Source organism: Paenibacillus sp. FSL F4-0097 (assembly GCF_038593125.1).
Taxonomy (GTDB): Bacteria; Bacillota; Bacilli; order Paenibacillales; family Paenibacillaceae; genus Paenibacillus_AQ; species Paenibacillus_AQ odorifer.
In genome coordinates, this window is record NZ_CP151965.1 from 6,575,323 (window position 1) to 6,594,573 (window position 19,251).

General features: G+C 45.2%; 14 protein-coding genes. 3 read left to right on the forward strand and 11 right to left on the reverse strand.

Translation table 11 applies throughout. From position 1 onward, the window contains the following. Nucleotides 1–35: 35 nt before the first annotated feature. The 7 genes from MHH86_RS29550 to MHH86_RS29580 form a co-directional block, all read right to left on the reverse strand. Nucleotides 36–674, reverse strand: coding sequence for a ThuA domain-containing protein (locus tag MHH86_RS29550; protein ID WP_036681964.1), 639 nt, complete (start codon nt 672–674; stop codon nt 36–38). Nucleotides 675–879: 205 nt separating this feature from the next. Beyond that, complete coding sequence (locus MHH86_RS29555; RefSeq protein ID WP_076316150.1) at nt 880–1,692, reverse strand: uroporphyrinogen-III synthase; 813 nt, start codon at nt 1,690–1,692, stop codon at nt 880–882. Between the two features lie 103 nt (nt 1,693–1,795). Continuing rightward, nucleotides 1,796–3,799 (reverse strand): methyl-accepting chemotaxis protein, encoded by a 2,004-nt coding sequence (locus MHH86_RS29560; protein WP_342479570.1) that lies wholly within the window; start codon nt 3,797–3,799, stop codon nt 1,796–1,798. Nucleotides 3,800–4,029: 230 nt separating this feature from the next. Further along, complete coding sequence (locus MHH86_RS29565; protein WP_036681969.1) at nt 4,030–4,425, reverse strand: transcriptional repressor; 396 nt, start codon at nt 4,423–4,425, stop codon at nt 4,030–4,032. A 90-nt stretch (nt 4,426–4,515) separates the two neighbouring features. Then, entirely contained in the window at nt 4,516–5,613 is a 1,098-nt protein-coding gene (locus tag MHH86_RS29570; RefSeq protein WP_036681972.1) for a Ger(x)C family spore germination protein, read from the reverse strand. After that, nucleotides 5,610–6,710: a GerAB/ArcD/ProY family transporter gene (locus tag MHH86_RS29575; protein WP_076316148.1), complete on the reverse strand. Its 1,101-nt coding sequence runs from the start codon at nt 6,708–6,710 to the stop codon at nt 5,610–5,612. Before MHH86_RS29575 ends, MHH86_RS29570 begins: the two co-directional genes overlap by 4 nt. Continuing rightward, nucleotides 6,710–8,068 carry a spore germination protein gene (locus MHH86_RS29580; RefSeq protein WP_036681977.1) on the reverse strand — a complete coding sequence of 453 codons (1,359 nt, stop codon included), beginning with the start codon at nt 8,066–8,068 and terminating at the stop codon, nt 6,710–6,712. The genes MHH86_RS29575 and MHH86_RS29580 overlap by 1 nt, the downstream gene beginning before the upstream one ends. Before the next feature lie 159 nt (nt 8,069–8,227). Here MHH86_RS29580 and MHH86_RS29585 point away from each other — a divergent pair, with 159 nt between their 5' ends. The 3 genes from MHH86_RS29585 (at nt 8,228) to MHH86_RS29595 (ending at nt 12,116) form a co-directional block, all read left to right on the forward strand. Then, nucleotides 8,228–9,775: an FAD-dependent oxidoreductase gene (locus MHH86_RS29585; RefSeq protein ID WP_342479571.1), complete on the forward strand. Its 1,548-nt coding sequence runs from the start codon at nt 8,228–8,230 to the stop codon at nt 9,773–9,775. Between the two features lie 147 nt (nt 9,776–9,922). After that, entirely contained in the window at nt 9,923–10,642 is a 720-nt protein-coding gene (locus MHH86_RS29590) for a 3-ketoacyl-ACP reductase (RefSeq protein WP_036681981.1), read from the forward strand. A gap of 1,162 nt (nt 10,643–11,804) precedes the next feature. Beyond that, a complete protein-coding gene (locus MHH86_RS29595; RefSeq protein ID WP_076212583.1) occupies nt 11,805–12,116 on the forward strand; it encodes an antibiotic biosynthesis monooxygenase in 312 nt (103 codons plus the stop codon). A gap of 456 nt (nt 12,117–12,572) precedes the next feature. On the opposite strand, the gene MHH86_RS29600 is transcribed toward MHH86_RS29595, so the two are convergent. The 4 genes from MHH86_RS29600 to MHH86_RS29615 form a co-directional block, all read right to left on the reverse strand. Then, nucleotides 12,573–14,798, reverse strand: coding sequence for an MMPL family transporter (locus MHH86_RS29600; RefSeq protein ID WP_036681987.1), 2,226 nt, complete (start codon nt 14,796–14,798; stop codon nt 12,573–12,575). 211 nt (nt 14,799–15,009) lie between these two features. Next, nucleotides 15,010–16,908 carry an ABC transporter ATP-binding protein gene (locus MHH86_RS29605; protein ID WP_076099696.1) on the reverse strand — a complete coding sequence of 633 codons (1,899 nt, stop codon included), beginning with the start codon at nt 16,906–16,908 and terminating at the stop codon, nt 15,010–15,012. Further along, on the reverse strand, nt 16,905–18,665 hold the full coding sequence (locus MHH86_RS29610; RefSeq protein WP_036681991.1) for an ABC transporter ATP-binding protein: 1,761 nt from the start codon (nt 18,663–18,665) through the stop codon (nt 16,905–16,907). The genes MHH86_RS29605 and MHH86_RS29610 overlap by 4 nt, the downstream gene beginning before the upstream one ends. After that, on the reverse strand, nt 18,658–19,179 hold the full coding sequence (locus MHH86_RS29615) for a MarR family winged helix-turn-helix transcriptional regulator (RefSeq protein WP_051491214.1): 522 nt from the start codon (nt 19,177–19,179) through the stop codon (nt 18,658–18,660). The genes MHH86_RS29610 and MHH86_RS29615 overlap by 8 nt, the downstream gene beginning before the upstream one ends. Between the last annotated feature and the right edge of the window lie 72 nt (nt 19,180–19,251).

The following is a 19,251-nucleotide window of genomic DNA, read 5'->3' on the forward strand; positions in this document are numbered from 1 at the left end:
ACTGTGTACGTATTTCAAAAAAAACACAACATTCCTTAGTTAGTGACCGGAATACGGGCAGCCCAAGTAGCCGCCTGTAGAATTAGTTTACGTAGTGCCGGATGACGGAAGGAGGGTTCATGATGACCAGGCATTAGGAATACTACTCGTCCTAAACCGTAGCTATGGCACCATGCAGCTGGAATCCATTGACCCTCCGATTCATATTGAAGCAGAATAGTCCGCTCTGTGAACGGGTCAAATTCAAAATGATATGGCTCCTCATCCAATTGGAAATCTTCCACACCTTCGGTGATGTCATGCTCCAGCACCTTGAAGTTCATCGGTTCGTAAGCCGTGTGTCCGTTAAAACGACCCCCTATTAGCTGAGCAAGCTCGTTACGTTTCGTCAACGAAGCTCCCGTATGAAGAACAATGAGTCCTCCTCCTCCACTTACATAGCTGAGCAAACCAGCCGTTTGTTGAGGGGAGACTGTTTCGTTCCACAATTCATTGTAAGCGATACATAGGTCATAACTTGCTAAATGCTCAATGCGCATTAATTTTTTATTTTCTGAACATTGCACGGTTAATAAATCATTTAAGATCTCGCTAATTTGTTGGTCCACTCCTTGAAGTGGATGAAACCGGGGATGGGTGTAATCACCAAGTAATAGACATTTTCTCTTGTCCATGGGATCCTCCTCCTTATTCGTTGTTATTATTCGTCACATGTTGCCTATATTCTAAGGAAAACTGCCGCGAATGTCCATGCAGATGGCAGGTATATTGCTCTTTGGGCTTATTTTTCCGGGTAAAAAAGCATCCCCGGCCATGATAACAGGCGGGAATGCTTCTGTGCGATAACGTCATTCGTGTAAAGCTGACGCAACTTGTGACTTAGCGATTCGCCGCCACATATTTGCCTAGCTCTACAATCATGCTTCCCATCCGTTCATGCTCAGGCATAATGATACGCTGTACGCCCTCTTCTTTAAGCGCCTCAGAGGTAATCCGTCCTACAGAAACAGCAAGCACTTTATCCTCGAAAGACTTCAGCATTTCTTCCAGCTTTCCCTGTTCCCGGGCAAATTGACAGAGAAAACGAAACTGTGGTGCACTCGTAAAAGCCACGGCATCAATTTTGCCTGATATGATTTCTAGAAGCAATCTTTCCAGTTCGCCCGGCTCAGGTGGGGTATGGCGATACGGCAGCACTTGGCGGGTAGTAGCCCCAGCCTCCTGCAGCCATGCAAGCATATGAGGAGCTGGATCGCCGTGCAGCTGAAGAACGACTTCTTTCCCCTGCAAATTCAGGGATTGAAGCCCACGAATCAATCCGATTGTACTTCCGTCGTCGTCACGAACCTCCGGCGTAAGTCCTCTTTTTTTCAAAGCATTCACTGTCTTATAACCCCGTGCGGCAATAATAGAACCAGAAAGTACTTCTAAGAAACGTTCTTCGATCCCCATTCGCTCAGCCATATCGAAGAGAGCATCAAGTCCCATCCCTGTAGTCAGGATCGCCAAGTAGGGAGGCTGATTGATCCATGCATTCAAACCTACCTGCAAGGCCTCGTCATCAAGAAATACAGTCCCTTGAGCAGGCCGGCTTACTGCCGTCCCCCCCATATTCTGAACCAGCTTGGCCATTTCTTCCGATTTGCGTGGACCCGCCAAGGCGACAGTGATCCCTTTTAATTGCTCTGCCATTTCCTATTATCTCTCCTCTCTCCATTGCCTAACCCAACATTATTGTTTATCAGTATACTTGCAAAGGAGTTCAAAAGGGAAGATAAAAAGCACGGTTCTCCTATCAGAAATCATTCTTATTACCAGAAGCGTTTATCTTAAAGCGGCTCGCCAGCTTCTGCAGTTCTTCTGCAAGACGGCTAAGGTCGGTAGACGAGGATGCCATCTCCTCTACAGAAGCAAGCTGCTCTTGTGCGGCAGTTGCGATAGTTTCCGTATTCACAGCCGCCTCTTCCGATATGCCGCGAATTTCCCCAATAGCCTTCTCCATATCATTAGATTCCACCAATAAAGTCTGCACAACCCCACCCATGGCTTCAATCTTCTCCGCGGCACTCTTTACTGCTCTTCGTATACGGGAGAAAGAACGTCCGGAAGTATCCACAGCCTCAATGCCTTCGGATACGCGCTGTTTGGTGTCTTCCATCGTATGAGTTACCAGCAGCATTTCACTATTAATAGCGGTAATCTGTTCGGCAATCAAATGTGCGGATCTCTCTGATTCCTCTGCCAGTTTACGCACCTCGGCAGCAACCACCGCAAATCCACGCCCTTGTTCCCCGGCTCTGGCTGCCTCAATGGAAGCATTGAGAGCCAGCAGGTTGGTCTGGCGGGCAATCCCGGTGATGACACCAACAATGCCCTCAATTTGACTGGTTCTTTCATTCAGCTTGTCAATTACACTGCCCAGCTCTCCGACCGTTTCATGGATACCATTGATTTTGTCCACCACGCTGATAACCGAATCATTGCCTTCTGATGCTGAGAGTGAAGTCTTGTCCATCATTGTGGATACTTGCTCCATATATGTGGAAATCTGCTCGACCTCGCTAGCTGTAGCGGCAGTGCTCTCCATTCCTTTTCGTACACTAACCACCTGCCGCTCCGTCCCTGCCGCTACGTCCTGAATCGCTATGGTCACCTGCTCAATCGTTTGGGCAGTCTGATCCGCACTAGCCGTCAGTTCTTCCGCTGAGGAGAATACATTGCTTGTCATCTCCTGCACGCCAATGATCATCTCGCGCAAGCTGATCACCATTAATTGAAAATTCTCTGCCAGCAGCCCTATTTCATCTTTACGGAAAACACCCATGTCTTCCGACAGATCACCTTTGGCTATCACCGCAGTTGCTTTCCGCAGCCGGAAAAGCGGTCTCAAAATCGATTGAATATTAAAATAAATCACAACCAGCGCAAGCAGAACGGAAACTACAATAACAAGCAGAGCTGTATCGCGAATTCCACTAGTTGCTGAGTTAACCTCATCAATGCTGATCGTACCTCCGATTCTCCAACCCGTCAGTTCATTGACCATAAAGGTCATCTTTTTGGACGTATCCTTGAAGACATAATCGAAGACCCCTTGTTCTTTCTCGAACATTTTCTTAACAAAATCATCAGACGATTCCTGCCCGATAGCTTCTGTAGGATGAACTAGAAACTTCTTGCTGTTATCAACGATGAGGATATAACCTTCCTTGCCTACCTTAATTGAGGTCAGCTCCCCTAAAGTAGACAGGTTAAGATTCATTGTGATCACCCCATCACCGCCCTTAAGAACCGTTGATATCGCAACCGCGGTTTCCTTATTTACGGTTTGAAAAGCAGGAGAAATCACAGCCCCTTTCCCTTGCTTCAGAGAATTAATATAGGCGCTTTCCTGCCTTGGATCATAACCCTCCGGCAGCTTAGCATCTAAAGCATGAATAGCCTTGCCATTGCTTGTACCCACATAAATGTCCAGTACATCCGGATGCAGCGCCACATATTCCTTCAGTCTGGCTTTTACAGCAGAGGAAGTCCCCCCAGATCCCTCACTGTTGATCCCCTCAGATGAAAATTCCGCGGCAAAATAAGAAATCGCATCTATTTTGGATTGAATATTAGAGTTAATGATTTCATTTACGGCCAGCACACTTTCGGTAGCATTGTTCACCAGTTGATCTTCCACTTCCTGGATGGCAGCTTGATAGGTTCGCCAGCCTATTATAATACTGGGCAGCAGCAGTATTATTAGATATGTAAGAATTAACTTGGTACGGATAGTCATACCCGCATTTTTTTTCATAGATGTCATCATCTCTCTCTCATCTGAGTCTTAGGCAAGGATACATTTACCAGACTTAATATATAATTTTATATCTGTTTTAGGAACCGATTTTCCTCCTATCTTTCTTCGTTTTTCTCATTTTTTTTGAGAATTGTCATATAAATGCAACAAAAAAGGCCGCCTCAATGAAAGCGGTCTCTTCCGATATACTTATTATTGCCGCGGCACAGGGCTCCGGCAACTCTATCCTAATTATTCTTTTTGTTCTTACAGTTCGGGCAGACGCCCCCAAATACTACATGGGCATGACCAATGGTATAACCGGTATCCTTGGCCACTGTATCCATCCATTCACGCGGAACTTGATTCATAACCTCATCTACTGCTCCACAAACCTCACAAATGATATGCTGGTGATCATCCATACGTGCGTCATATCTGCTGGCAGCTTCACCAAGCTTAAGCTCACGAATCATTTGTTTATCTGAAAGATAACGCAGAGAGTTATATACAGTACCGTATGCTAAGCTATGTCCCTGCTCTACTAGCCGATTCATCACTTCCGCAGCAGTAGGATGGTCATGTGAATTAAGGACGATATCGTAAACGGCTTGACGTTGGGAGGTCAAATTTAGACTTTTCATTCCTATCATCCTCTAACTTATTTTTAGATCAAGTATAAATCTTGTGAATGGGGACGTCAATCCCATTTTTATCCACACATTCTTTCCCAGCTACTTGATCATCCCTGAATATTTAATATTCACGTCAGCTTTGATCTCAAATTTAAGATCTGAATAGAGCCCCTTCCACACTTTCATTTCCGTATCGTTATTAAAGTGTCTTGCTCCATAATGCAGCCCCCAACCAAAGGGATCTAGGCCACTTGCTTGAATTTTGGTCAGCAATGCTAAGATATCCTCTTCCAGTTCTTTTTCCCCGGCTTCCTGGATCTTCTTCAACATGTGATGTGTCACCAAATCCGGGCTACTGCTCTCTTCGAGAATACCTTTTATCTTAATACGATAACGAATAGTGGCTTTCCCATGCTCTGGTGTCAGGATTTTGTAGTCTGAAGATGATCTCTCTGTGTAGTATTGATACATAATACCTTCGGAATGAGCGGGTAAGTTGGTTCGCAGATTCGGGCGTGATAACAGATTATATAGCCGGGTTTCGTTGGGCGTAAGAACCATTTTGATTTTCTCGTTATTCAGCAGAGCAATTTTATCAATTAAAAACTCCTTATCCCCTTTGGCCTCGATAATCGGCAGGATCGGATCAATCCCCTCCTCAAAGATATTTCTCATCAGCTGAAAGGAATACACACTAGAAATAAATGGAGACTCCGTGCCTTGTCCACTCATAGCCAGAATAAGAGAATTCGATGGAATCCGCTCCGATTCAGGTCTTACCTTCAGCACTTGAAGTGCTTCCGGACGCCCTATTGCAAAGTTGACAATAAGTTGGATATCTCTACGTCGCACAGCCCAATCCATAACATGGAGAATATCTTTACGGGCAACCCCCTCCCCCAAAATAATTGATTTACAATGGGAATAATCAAGCTCCTTTTCCACTCTGGATTTCATTCTACGGAGGGCTTCCGAAATGCTTGGAGACTCCTCCGTCAAGATCTGCATCTTCTCATCAATCTTGGTAACATCCCCCTGAGGGATGGCAAGCTTTAAGCTAATCTTAAAATTCCCTTCTTCTGCACCTTGGTCAACGCCGATCGCTAACACGAAAATCCGCAAATCAATCTCCTTGAAGTCACAACCAGGAAGAAGAAGGAGTAATATAATCCCAATTCCAGCAAGTACTCTTCTCACAGCTTCCCCCTCCTAACTTTGCGATAACAATAAAACAGCAGAGCGATGATGAACATCTCACCAAACCAGCGAATTTGCAGAAACCAGGCACCAAACATATTAAGTTGATATTGATCCAGCCCCATTAAGGACAGAACCATCGCACTAAACAAGCCTAGAATGCCCCACTCTTTCCAGTGCTCTGCTTTTGGGGACTGTTTTTTTACAGATGAAAGGGCACCTTTAAAAAGCTCTAAACCTCCATGCCAATGAACAATTACACTCACCAGAGATAAACTTAAATAGGTAAAATAAAAAATAAACAGCATCCGTTCAATAATAAAGGATTCCATCCGAATACTGTCGGCCGTCGAGAACCATGTATACACATGCCTATCAATAGCAACGGTTCCGAAATATCCGATGGGAACTAAGAAAGTCAAGAGCAGTACGAAAAGACCCTCCACCCCTAAAATCCAGGCATGCTTCAGCTTCAGCCCATGAAATACCCGATTAAATATGGCCAGGTTTAAGTAACCGCTAAACGAAAAGGTAGCCGCCGCAAGGCTCATTAGGTCCGGCCTATGCCAGAAGTATGTAGTGACCTGCAAAACAGAATCCCAATTGAAGTCCGGATTGGTCAACGCTTTTACGAGGCCATAAATAATTAACGGTAAGGATACGCTGAGAATGATTTCAAGCCCATACAAGAGTGATAAAGAATCGAAGCGACAGCAGATGCAGACCAAGACTAAAAAACTGATCACAACCGTATAAGGACTCGAATCGGGACTGATAAACCGCAGCGTGATATCTACAAAAGAAAGCAATGTAACTCCCCCGGCCACACACCATAAGCCAGCAAAAAGGACCAATAAGATTCTGGCTAACTTCTTAGGAAGCAAGGAGTCAAATATTTCCGGAAACCCCTTGCCGGGGAATTTAGCAATCAGTACAGTAAATATATAGACAAACAAAGTGCCCAAGATCGTTCCGATTAGGATGGACATCAAAGCACCACCAAAACGTCTGTCTATTAGTTCCCTTGGAACAAAATTAATGATGTTGATCAAGCTGTTCATCAGAAAAAGACAGTAGAAATAACGGCTTTTGGCCATCAATGCTCTCCACCCTTCTTCTTGCCGAGATTATCGAGAAAAAACAATCTGAAATAAGGTCGTCCGAAGCTGCGCTGTTTGCATAAATACATGGCGAATCCCACGACACAGACCACTACCCCAACCAATCCTAAAAAAGCTGCGGCAATAAGAAAAATATACTTCAGCACTCGTATGGACAAGCTCATCATATTCAGCGGAATTAGAAAATTGGATATCGCAACAGCAGAAACCAATATGATCATGATATTCCCTACAAGTCCTGCTGCCGTCGCTGCCTGCCCCAAGATAAGCCCTCCTACCGTCGTTGCCGTTGGACCAATTGCCTTGGGGAGCCGTAAGCTCGCTTCAGTCAGAAACTCCATCATCATGAGCATTAAAAGCACTTCCACAAAAGATGGATAAGGCACAGTCGCACGACTGCCCGCAATAAGCAAGGCAATCTGCACACGAATAATCTCTGGGTTATACGAGGTGAGTGTTACGTAGAGCGCAGGCAGCCACAACGTCATGCACACACCGATAATCCGAAGCAGCTTTAGAAAACGCCCCACGATAGGAAACTGTATTTTATCATCCATGGATGTAAAGAAGTCATTAAAAATAGAAGGCAGCACTATCGCATAGCCGGTTGTATCCAGCACTATCGCTACTTTACCTTCAGACAAATTAAACACCACTCTATCCGGTCTTTCGGTGATGATGGACTTAGGGAGTATTCTTAATTTGTCACTGCTTATAAACTTCTCAAGTTCTCCTGCAGCCTGCAAAATATCAACCTTTAGCGTCCCCATCTTCTCCCTTAATTCTTTTAAAACGTTATAGTCAACACGACTGTCATCGTATAAAATAGCTATCTTTGTTTTAGAGACATCGCCGATGACCATGGTCTCCATTTTGAGATTAGTGGATTGATAACGCCGCCGAATCATGTTCAAATTAATCGCTATATCCTCTGTCAGTGCATCTGACGGCCCCTGTGAAATACTTTCGGCAGACGTTTCACTAACACCGCTGCTCTCCGTACTCATAGCATCGAAGAAATAAATCACATCTTTTATACCCAGAAGCACATAACCACTGAGCAAAAGGTCGATCGCCTTCTCTCTCGTAGTCGCCTCTTCAGTGCCCGGATAAGTCATAATGTAATCCTGATAAGCGCTAATACTCTCCATTTCATAAAACGGCGCAATCACGTGGCGGCTGAGTGTCTGCGCATCTGTAACGCTTTTGATATAGAGCAGGTTGATTTGCCCAAAAGGGGCAACGCTCGTTTTATCGATTAAATCCGCGAACCCGTTCAGCTGGTCTTTGATCCATTCCAGAGAAATATTGTCCTTATCCTGTTGAACTGACATGGAACATCATCCCTCCTATTTGTCCTTTACGTCCCGGTTCCCCCCTTATTTTGGCACTGTTTCTTTGAATTCATGCACTGCACAATTGAACGGGGAGTTTCTTTTCACAGGACTGTGGTAATAAATGAGATGAGGATTGTACAGATGGAGGGATAATAGATGGACCGAAACCGTAAGATAACGCAAAGTCTTCCACAATTTCCGGAATCATTATGGAGAGATACCACGGATTTACCGACTTTTCCAAAGCTGGCTGAAGATATTTCTACAGGTGTGGCAGTGGTAGGCGGTGGAATTACAGGCATTACAACAGCCTATCTCCTCAGCAAAGCAGGCTACAAAGTCACGCTCTTGGAAGCAGGGGAAATTCTAAGTGGCACTACGGGTTTTACCAGTGCAAAAATCTCAGCACAGCACGGGCTAATCTATCATCATTTGATAAAACATTTTGGGCAGGAACAAGCCCGGCTCTATTATCGTTCGAACAGCGAGGCTATGAATTGGATCCAGAATACGGCTGAGGAACTTGAAGTATCCTGCGGCATGAAACATGAGGCAGCTTTTCTGTACTCGGATGCTGAAGATCATAAGACGCTTAAACAACTGGAGGAAGAGTATAAAGCCTATGAACAATTGGGTCTGCCCGGAGAGTGGCTAGATAACGTCTCTATCCCTCTGATGGCCAGTGGTGCCATTAAATTACCAGGACAAGCCCGCTTTCACCCGCTGCAATATCTGAAGGGCCTGCTGAAGGTCATTCAGGATAAAGGTGGCGTAATCTATGAGCATACGATGATGGCAGATAAGGTGGAGAAGAACGATAAGCTTACGCTTTTTACTGAAAAGGACGAGTATCGGATCACCTGCCGCTACGCCGTTTCAGCTTCTCATTTCCCCTTCTACGATGGAGGAGCATTATATTTCTCGCGGCTGCATGCTGAACGTTCCTACTGTCTGGCGATCCAGCCTGAAACGGATTTTGAGGGTGGAATGTATCTAAGCGCAAGCGAACCCACCCGTTCTCTGCGTGCAGTAGAGTGGGAAGGCAGGAATCTGGTCATTGTCGGGGGAGACAATCATAAGACAGGCCAAGGCATCTGTACGATAGGACATTATGAGAATTTGGAGCTATTCGCAGGAAATCTGCTCGGCATCAAAACAATCCCTTACCGCTGGGCAGCACAGGATTTAATCACCCTAGACAGAGTGCCCTACATCGGCAAGATTTCGGACAACGAAGAGATTTATATCGCTACAGGTTTTGGAAAATGGGGCATGACAAGCGGTACGCTGGCTGCACAGATCATCTCGGATCAGATTCAGCGCAAAGATAATCCGTATACCGAATTGTACGATCCGTCCCGCTTCAAAGCTGGCACCAGCCTAAAAAACTTCATCGTGCAAAATGCCAATGTGGCAAAAGAGCTCGTGGCGGGCAAAGTGGAAATCGTCCATAAAAAGACAACTGATTTAGAAGCTGACGAAGGAGCCGTTGTGTTCCATGATGGCAAACGTGTAGGAGCTTATAAGGATCCAGAAGGTAAACTTCATCTGGTGGATAGAACCTGCACCCATATGGGCTGTGAATGCGAATGGAACAACGGGGATCGCTCTTGGGATTGCCCTTGCCACGGTTCCCGCTTCTCCTACGATGGCGAAGTTTTAGAGGGCCCTGCTTCGGTACCGCTGACGAAACTCCATGAATAATACTTTTCATGAAAAAGGCGTTCGGTTTCATGAAATTCGCAACCCGTTTTCTTAGGGGCGATTGTAATTGCCCTATAGCATTCAGGTATAATAAGACTTGAATGAAGCAGCTGCTTCAAAAAAGTTTGAAGGAGAGTGACGATAGAGATGGATTTGAGAGGAAAGAGTGTTGTAATTACTGGTGCAGGCAAAGGGATCGGAAAAGCCTTGGCTATGGCACTGGCTAAGGAAGGTGCTAATTTAGGCCTGATCTCCAGAACTTCAGGTGATCTCGAAGCGTTAAAATCAGCCTTAACGGAAGTATATGATGTTAAAGTCAGCATTGCCGTGGCCGATATCGCCGTACGTGAAGAAGCTGAACGTGCTGTTGCTTCCCTGCAAAATGAGCTTGGAGCATTTGATGCATTAATCAACAATGCCGGGATTGCAAAATTCGGCACTTTAGTAGAAATGGACCCTGCAGACTGGGAACGCCACATCCAAGTTAATCTCTACGGTACTTATTACGTAACTCGTGCTGCGCTGCCTGCGATGATTGAGAAAAATGGCGGAAATATCATCAATATTTCATCCACAGCCGGAGAACGCGGCTTCGCGACAGGTTCTGCTTATTGCGCATCCAAGTTCGCTCTCATGGGCATGACCGAAGCCCTCGCACAAGAAGTGCGCAAACACAATATCCGCGTCGTAGCTTTGACTCCTAGCACCGTCAACACTGGTCTAGCTTCCAATGCTGGACTTAAAATCGGTGACGAAGACCGCATGATGCAACCTGAAGATGTTGCTGAATTGGCACTGACAGCTTTGAAGCTGCCGGATCGCGTCTTCCTAAAAACAGCAGGACTGTGGACCACCAATCCGCAATAAAATCGCGCTGGACGCGTAGGGAGCCGGATGATCTGGGGTGATTGCACTTTGTGCAATAGAATCGCTCTAGACGAGGGCGAAGCCTTGGGTGATTGCACTAGTGCAATAGAATCCCACTAGTCGAGGGTGAAACCTTGGGTGATTGCACTTTGTGCGGGATAACGCCTCAGGCTTGCTCTGCTCCGTTATCTAATTGCACTTTGTACAATAGAATCGCTCTAGACGAGGATGAGGCCTTGGGTGATTGCACTTTGTGCAATCAGTTTAGTGGCTCCCCTCCTTTTTAGGCGATTTGGGCTTGATTCTATTGTACAGAATGCAACAGACTGCCTTATTCAGATAACATTCAGGCTATTCTGTTGCACATTCTGCAATGCAACTTCATTTGGGGGCTTTATTAGGGAACTGGGACTGGAATTAGGTGCTAGCTGTAATGGTGGTTTTGAGTAAAAACTTTGGAGTTGGGTTGGCACTTTGGCTTAGAGTAACATTACGGTTAAGGTGGCACTTTACTTGCGGTAGTTGCTTTAACGTGCAGTAGTTACTTTAACTTGCTATAGCCACTTTACTTGCAGTAGACACTTTGATTTTTCGCAGGTACCTGAGTTTGCACAATACTTAACGTTTAAATAGATAATAGTTGCACTTTGTACATCTATTCAGCGCAATTAGAGGAGAAATCATACTTTAGTTGCACTCTATACAGTTAAAAGAAGGCTATTCTCGTCGATTCACCAGATTCGCACAAATTAGTTGCAGAGAATACACTTATTCGATCGTTTCTGGTGTGACGGATAATTTAAGTGTACAAAGTGCAATTAAGCGCCCGCGTTCTTGTGTCTTTTGGGGTAGTCTTTTATTTTGTTAGTTGGTTTGTGGTTTGTGTATTGTGTTCTGTGCCTTGTGCCTTGTACCTTGTACCTTGCGCCTTGTCCTTGTGTCTTGTGCCTTGCGCCTTGTGTCTTGTACCTTGCGCCTTGTCCTTGTGTCTTGTGCCTTGTGTCATATACCATTGCTCCGTACTTTCGGGTGTAATGTGCTTTTGAGAATCACGATGTTACCTTGAGATCTTGATACTAATTTCCGAGGTTCTCATGTTATATTATTTCGATTCACAATGTCCTGAGAATATACTAACTTTCTGATCGGAGGTTTATCTATCATGCTGGTAGTAACTAATACTATTAAAGTAAAAGAAGGTCATGGCGAAGCTATTGCTCAACGTTTCGGAGGAAATAATGGTGTACAGGATATGCCTGGGTTTGTACGTATGGAGGTATGGCGCGGAAATGCCAAAGAAGGTATCGAGGAATTAAAAATCTGCACCGTATGGGAGAATGAGGATGCGTTCAAAGGCTGGACCTCCAGCGAGTCCTTCCGTCAGTCGCACCGTGGTGCTGGTGGTAATGACGCAATCCTGGGTGCTTCCATCGATAAATATGAGCTAATGATCAGCCGCACGCCCAGTAACTAAGGATTTGGACCACCCAAACAGAGCAGTAGCTAGATTGAACCAGCAGTGTGTACGGAATGGTAGCCCGATAAGTACAGTTAACTAATTGACTATTACTGCTAGGTAACCGGTGATACGAGCTAATTGGCTTTACCTCCTGGCTAACCAATGCAGCGCGCTAGTTAACTCTTACCGCCGGGCTAGCCAATACAGCGGGCTAATTATCTTTACCTCTTGGCTAACCAATGCAGCGGGCTAATTAACACAGTTATCGCTTCTAAATGCTAATTGCTACAGTAAAAACTTAGAGTAATTATCGTCCAGCAGACTTATTGATTAGCCTATTAGATACAGTTCAATTAGTTGGTACAAGCAGCACTATTATCCAGCGATGTCCTGGACCTAAGCCTAAAACAAACAGGGATGTCCGGAGCCAATATGGCTCTGGGACATCCCTGTTTGTTGTTTATAAACTCATTATTTACTTACATCTGGCTGAGGAGTCTCCACCTCTTGATGTTTACCCGGCCAGAACGACCAACGACCAAAGAGCGTCGTAATAGCTGGTACAAGGAACGGACGCACCACGAAGGTATCCAACAGAACACCAAGAGCGGTGATGATACCGAACTGCACAAGCACCTGAATCGGCAAGCTTGCCAATACAGCAAATGTACCTGCCAGAATGAGGCCCGCAGAGGTAATTACCGAGCTGGTCTCATTCACACCTTCCGCGATAGCCTGCTTAAGCGGCATGGTTTTACGCTTTTTCCAGATATTCGAGATCATGAAGATGTTGTAGTCTTCTCCAAGTGCCACCAAGAAAACAAAGGAATACAGTGGGATCGCTCCCTGAATGGCATCTGCTCCCATCACATAGTGAATGATAATCCAGCCTAAGCCAAGCGCTGAGAAGAAGGAGAGAATAACGGTGCCGACCAGATAGATGGTGGCCACTATTGAACGCAGATATATCAACAACAGTAAGGTGATCATTCCGATGACCACGGGGATAATCAGATCGGTATCCCGATCTCCAATCTCTTTAGTGTCGTGCTGTGTTGCCGTCTGTCCGCTTACCCACACATGATCCGCAGGGTTCGCAACGTCTACATCGATTAATGCCTGCTCTGCGGTAGCAAGAAGGGTAGGAATATGCCCCATCGCTTCTAGTGAATAAGGATTGCTTTTAAATTCAATATCAAAACCCACAATATCTTTGTTTACTGCCCCCTGCTGCGGATCGGAAACCGTGTCCACATAGGTAAGTCCGCCAAGAATGACCTTTAGATCCTCTCCACTCGCTTTTCCTTGGGTATCAATAATCAGCTTCGCTGGAGCCAATTCTCCGGGAGAGAACTGTTTGCCAATAAGGTCGAACCCTTCGCGGGACTCCATATTTTTAGGAAAAGAGGATAGGATATCATACGTAAATTTGATGCCACTGGAGAATGAAGCCAGAATCCCCAGGCCGATAACGGTCACACCTACGATAGCCCAAGGCCGGGTTACTACCAAGCCGCCAATGCCCTTTTTACGGGAAACCTTGGGTTCAGGAACAGGTTTGCCTTTAGCCTTAGCCCGTTCTACCTCCATTTGCGGTGTGCGCGGAATGAATGGGAAGAACGAGGTCCGTCCGAAGATCGCCAGCAGTGCTGGTACGAGGGTTAGACTGGCAATTCCCATGATGAAGATCGACACGCTAAATGGAATGGCAAAACGATGATAAGCTCCATACTTAGCCAGCAATAATGCGAACAGCGCGAGCACGACGGTGAAGCCGCTCATAGCAATTGCACCTGAAGATTCGGTAATGGAGCGAAGAAGGGCACGACTCTTGCTCTCCTCTACCTTCAACAACTGCCGGAACCGTGAAATCAGGAACAGACAATAGTCCGTACCAGCTCCGAATAACAAAACGGTCATAATCGAGATCGCCTGTGAATCCACTGTGATCCAGCCTTCTTGCGCCATTTTTCCAAGAATCGGGCTAGTTACGCCATAAGCGAACCCAACCGCAATAAGCGGAATAAACGCCAATATCGGCGAACGATAGATCACCAATAAGAACACCAGAACAAGCATAACCGTAGCAATTAACAAGGAAACGTCTGCGTTTTTGAACAGCCCTGTAGCATCTATGGAGATGCCCACTGGACCTGTAACACGTAAACTCAGGTCTTTTCCATCTACCTTAGCAGCAGAGGGGTCTCCGCCCGTCTCCGTGTTTATGATCTTCTTCATTTCTGTCACAGCTTCGCCGAGCTGATCACTATCTGCCGTTTTATCAAAAAGCACTGGGGTTACCAGCGTACTAAGATCCTCAGATAACGAGGCTTGTAATGCTTGTGGCGGCAGTTGTCCTAATGGTGGAACAAAATTCTGATGGGGCAATGGTTGCTGCTCCAACTTCTTGTACACAGCAGTGATATGTACTAAATCATCTTGTGAAAGCCCACCTTCTCTATGCCATACGAGCAGCGCCGGCACTCCACTTCCACTAGGGAATTCTTGTTCTGCAATAGCTGCTGCCTGTACCGATTGTGAATCATCTGGGAGGTTAGGCGCATTATTAGCAACCTGAGAATTCACTGCAGGCCATAACAGGGTAAGTGCACCTACAAGCACTATCCATACGAGAAGAGTAATCCACTTCGTCTTTTTTCCTGCCACCCATTTTCCGTAGCCTGACATTCCCTTCATCCTCTCCTTTACCTTGCAGCCTTAAAAATGAGCCGCGGGTCATTTTTTATTCTATCATATATATGCTTTAATTTTTAATCAAACTTTTTTTATTTTTCAGAAAAATTAAAGCACCTCATCACATATAAAATACCCCTCTCTTCACATAAAAAATCAGCATCATGTGAAAAGAGGGGTTTATGATTAACTATACTTTTTTCTTCACTTCAATTTAGCCTACGTCCAAATCCCCTTCAGAGAACTGACTGTTATAGAGATCCGCATAGAATCCGCCTTGTGCCAGCAGTTCTTCGTGGTTGCCTTTCTCGATTACACTACCTTGGTTCATGACAAGAATGAGATCCGCATCACGAATCGTCGAGAGACGGTGGGCAATAACGAAGCTTGTTCTGTTTTGCATCAGCGCATTCATCGCTTTTTGAATCAGCAATTCAGTCCGTGTGTCGACACTGCTCGTTGCTTCATCAAGAATGAGGATCGATGGATCAGCAAGAATAGCGCGAGCAATAGTAATCAACTGCTTCTGTCCTTGTGAAATATTAGAAGCTTCTTCATTTAACACCGTATTGTAGCCAAGCGGAAGTGTGCGGATAAAGTGATCAGCATGCGCAGCCTTGGCCGCCCGCACCACATCAGCTTCTGATGCACCTTCACGACCGTAAGCAATGTTATCACGAATCGTACCGTTGAAGAGCCAGGTATCCTGAAGCACCATACCAAATTTACTGCGTAGGTCACTCCGTTTCATATCGGTAATGTTGACGCCATCAATGATAATTTCCCCATCGTTAAGCTCGTAGAAGCGCATCAACAGGTTAATCAAAGTGGTTTTACCAGCACCAGTAGGACCGACAATAGCTATAGTCTGACCTGGACTAACCTCAATATTCATGTCCTCAATCAGAATAGCATCCTCTTTATAGCCGAATTTCACATGACGGAACTCAACGGAACCTTCCGGAGCACCTTCATCAAGCTTCACAAGTGTAGTATTAACTTCTTTGACTTCCTCTTCTTCATCCAGAAGTTCAAATACACGTTCTGCGGAAGCAATGGTGGATTGAATAATGTTAGCAATATTAGCCGTTTGTGCAATCGGCTGGGTGAACTGACGTGAATATTGAATGAAGGCTTGGATATCCCCGACATCAATCATTTTTTTAGTAACAAAAATACCACCCACAACACAGATAAGCACATAACCCAAGTTACCGATAAACATCATAAGCGGCATAATCATACCCGACATAAATTGGGAGCGCCAGCCAGAATCATATAGCTTATCGTTTATTTCATCAAAATCTTTAAGCGACTGCGGTTCGCGGCCGAAAGCTTTAATAATCCGGTGCCCTGTATACATTTCCTCTACATGACCATTCAACTGACCAAGCGATTTCTGCTGTCTCACAAAATAAGTCTGCGAACGTTTGGAGATCGCCATAATCACAATAAAGCTGAGTGGCAACGTAGTAATCGTGATTAAAGTCAGCCATGGGCTGATGGTAAGCATCATCACAATAACACCAATAATAGTGACGATTGAGGTAATCAGCTGCGTTAAACTTTGCTGCAACGTGGTACTGATGTTATCCACGTCATTCGTAGCACGGCTGAGAATTTCCCCGTGTGTACGGGAGTCAAAATATTTTAAAGGTAAACGCTCTAGCTTGCTGTTGATCTGCTCACGCATGTCATAAACTACCTTCTGCGCTACTCCAGCCATTACATATTGCTGAATGTAACTAAACAAAGCACTAAGCAGATACAATCCCGCGAGCAGGATCAGAATATCATTAATATATCCAAAATCAATGGAGGCACCCTCTACACCCATCAATTTGCCGTAAGCACCTTCGAACAGTTTGGTTGTAGCTTTACCCATAACCTTCGGACTGAAGATACTGAACACCGTACTGGCAATCGCCATAATTAGTACAATAATCAATTGAACCATACGTGGGCGTAAATATTTGATCAAGCGACGAAGTGTACCTTTAAAATCTTTAGCCTTTTCTGCCGGCATCCTCATTCCAGGACCGCCACCCGGTCCACCCGGACCTTTATGGCCGCGGGGAGCTGCAGGCTTATGTTCTCTGTTTTGTTCGCTCATGCTATTTCCTCCTCTGACAGCTGCGAGGATACGATCTCGCGGTACACATCACTGCTCTCGAGCAGTTCACGGTGAGTGCCCATTCCAGCAATTTCACCCTCATCAATTACAATAATCCGGTCCGCATCCATAACGGTGCTAACCCGCTGAGCTACGATCAATACGGTGGATTCCGTAGTTTCAGCTTTGAGAGCCGCGCGAAGTTTGGCATCTGTCTTGAAATCAAGAGCTGAGAAGCTATCGTCGAACAGATACACCTCAGGTTTTCTCACAAGCGCCCGAGCAATGGACAACCGCTGTTTCTGACCACCAGAGACGTTATTCCCGCCTTGGGCAATTTCCGAGTCAAACCCATCCTTCATCGCGGATACGAAATCGTAGGCTTGAGCCACCTTGGATGCATGAATGATTTCTTCATCCGTAGCATCCTCTTTACCGTAGCGGATGTTCTCATTAATCGTACCCGAGAACAATACTGCTTTTTGAGGGATGTAACCGATTTTGCTCCGCAGCTCTTCCTGTGTCATCTCACGCACATCCACTCCGTCTACGCGTACAGCACCTTCATTAACATCATAGAACCTTGGAATCAGGCTAAGCAGCGTAGATTTACCCGATCCGGTACCCCCGATAATTGCGGTAACTTCACCCGGACGAGCACTAAAGCTAATTTTCGAAAGTGCAGGCTGTTCTGCCCCTGGATAGGAAAAAGATACATTCTCAAACTCAACAAAACCACGTAAAGAATCGCGTCCGTCTTTTTTAGTAGCTTGAGCTGTTGTATGCAGTTCACTCTCAGTAGGATCTGTAAATTCAGGCTGCATATCCAGTACCTCATTGATACGCACGGCTGAAGCTGAAGCACGCGGAATTAACACGAACATCATCGATACCATAATCAGAGAGAACATAATTTGCATCGCATATTGGATAAATGCCATCAGGGACCCAACTTGCAGATCGCCGTCACCAATTCGAATTCCACCAAAATAAAGAATAGCAATCATAGAAAAGTTCATTACAATCATCATCAGCGGCATCAGGCCGGCCATGATTTTGTTGACCTTGATAGCTGTATCCGTAAGATCACGGTTAGCTTCGGTGAAACGTCTATTCTCATGATCAATCCGGTTAAAAGAACGAATAACACGAATACCTGTCAGATGCTCACGCAGCACCAGGTTTAATTTATCAAGCTTAATCTGAATGGCTTTAAACAGTGGCAGACCCTTCATCCCAATAAAGAAGATCGCCCCAACAAGTACAGGAATAACGACTACAAAAATCAATGATAATTTAGCATCTTCAGATACTGCCATGATGATACCACCAATCATCATCATCGGTGCCCCGATCATCATGCGCAACATCATAGTAAGTACGGTTTGAACTTGTGTAATATCATTTGTTGTACGTGTAATCAAAGATGCTGTACCTAACTTATCGAATTCATGCAGAGTGAAATTCTCTACATGATTAAAGACTCGAGCACGCGTGATTTTACCAAACCCAGCCGCCACTTTTGCCGATAAGTAACTGGCAATTACCGAACATAAAGCACCGCCACCTGCAACCATGAGCATGAAACTACCTATTTTCCAAATATAAGCGCGATCTCCTTGAACGATCCCTTTGTCGACGATGTCAGACATCAGAGTAGGAAGGTATAAATCACCCATGGACTGCAAAAATACAAGGATTAATACAGCACCAATAGCTACCCTAAAAGGCTTCAGTTGTTTAAATAATTTAATCAAGCTTCTCATCTCCGTTCATTTGTAGCCTATCCCAATCAGGTGGTGGATTATCCTCAACGTATTCATGTACCTTAAGCAATAGCTCAGTGAGCTGTTTAGTGTCTTTTTCGCCTAAGTGTTGTACAAGCTTATCAAGCATCACATCACGATAATGTTCCGCTTTTCGTGTGAGTTCTTTTCCACGTTCCGTCAATTTTACGCGTACAACTCTTCGGTCCGAAGGATCCGCGTGTCTTTCCACCATCTGTTTCGCTTCAAGACTGTTAATCAGCTGCGTGATGGTAGGAGGAGTGAATCCAAGTAGTCGGCTGATTTCAGACACCTTAAGACCCTCTTCATCAGAATGATTCCATTTTTCAATGCATATCATTAAAGTCATCTCACTTGGCTTGTGGCCCTCAACGCCCTTTTGCCATTGAGCTTTATGCAGGCGTTTCATCGCCGCAAAAAGCCCGTGTGCGACTGAATTTTCAGTATTTTCTGTATTTCCTCCGTTTATCCCAATTTCCTTCACCTCTATTTTAGTTAGGTCAACTAATTATTAAACACTATATTATTTAGGCTACCTAATTATATTTTCGCCGGA

Coding starts and splice junctions, on each gene's coding strand:
- MHH86_RS29585 (WP_342479571.1), top strand. CDS start 8,228: ATGGACCGAAACCGTAAGATAACGCAAAGTCTTCCACAATTTCCGGAA.
- MHH86_RS29595 (WP_076212583.1), top strand. CDS start 11,805: ATGCTGGTAGTAACTAATACTATTAAAGTAAAAGAAGGTCATGGCGAA.
- MHH86_RS29590 (WP_036681981.1), top strand. CDS start 9,923: ATGGATTTGAGAGGAAAGAGTGTTGTAATTACTGGTGCAGGCAAAGGG.
- MHH86_RS29560 (WP_342479570.1), bottom strand. CDS start 3,799: ATGAAAAAAAATGCGGGTATGACTATCCGTACCAAGTTAATTCTTACA.
- MHH86_RS29555 (WP_076316150.1), bottom strand. CDS start 1,692: ATGGCAGAGCAATTAAAAGGGATCACTGTCGCCTTGGCGGGTCCACGC.
- MHH86_RS29600 (WP_036681987.1), bottom strand. CDS start 14,798: ATGAAGGGAATGTCAGGCTACGGAAAATGGGTGGCAGGAAAAAAGACG.
- MHH86_RS29575 (WP_076316148.1), bottom strand. CDS start 6,710: ATGGCCAAAAGCCGTTATTTCTACTGTCTTTTTCTGATGAACAGCTTG.
- MHH86_RS29550 (WP_036681964.1), bottom strand. CDS start 674: ATGGACAAGAGAAAATGTCTATTACTTGGTGATTACACCCATCCCCGG.
- MHH86_RS29580 (WP_036681977.1), bottom strand. CDS start 8,068: ATGTCAGTTCAACAGGATAAGGACAATATTTCTCTGGAATGGATCAAA.
- MHH86_RS29565 (WP_036681969.1), bottom strand. CDS start 4,425: ATGAAAAGTCTAAATTTGACCTCCCAACGTCAAGCCGTTTACGATATC.
- MHH86_RS29605 (WP_076099696.1), bottom strand. CDS start 16,908: ATGAGCGAACAAAACAGAGAACATAAGCCTGCAGCTCCCCGCGGCCAT.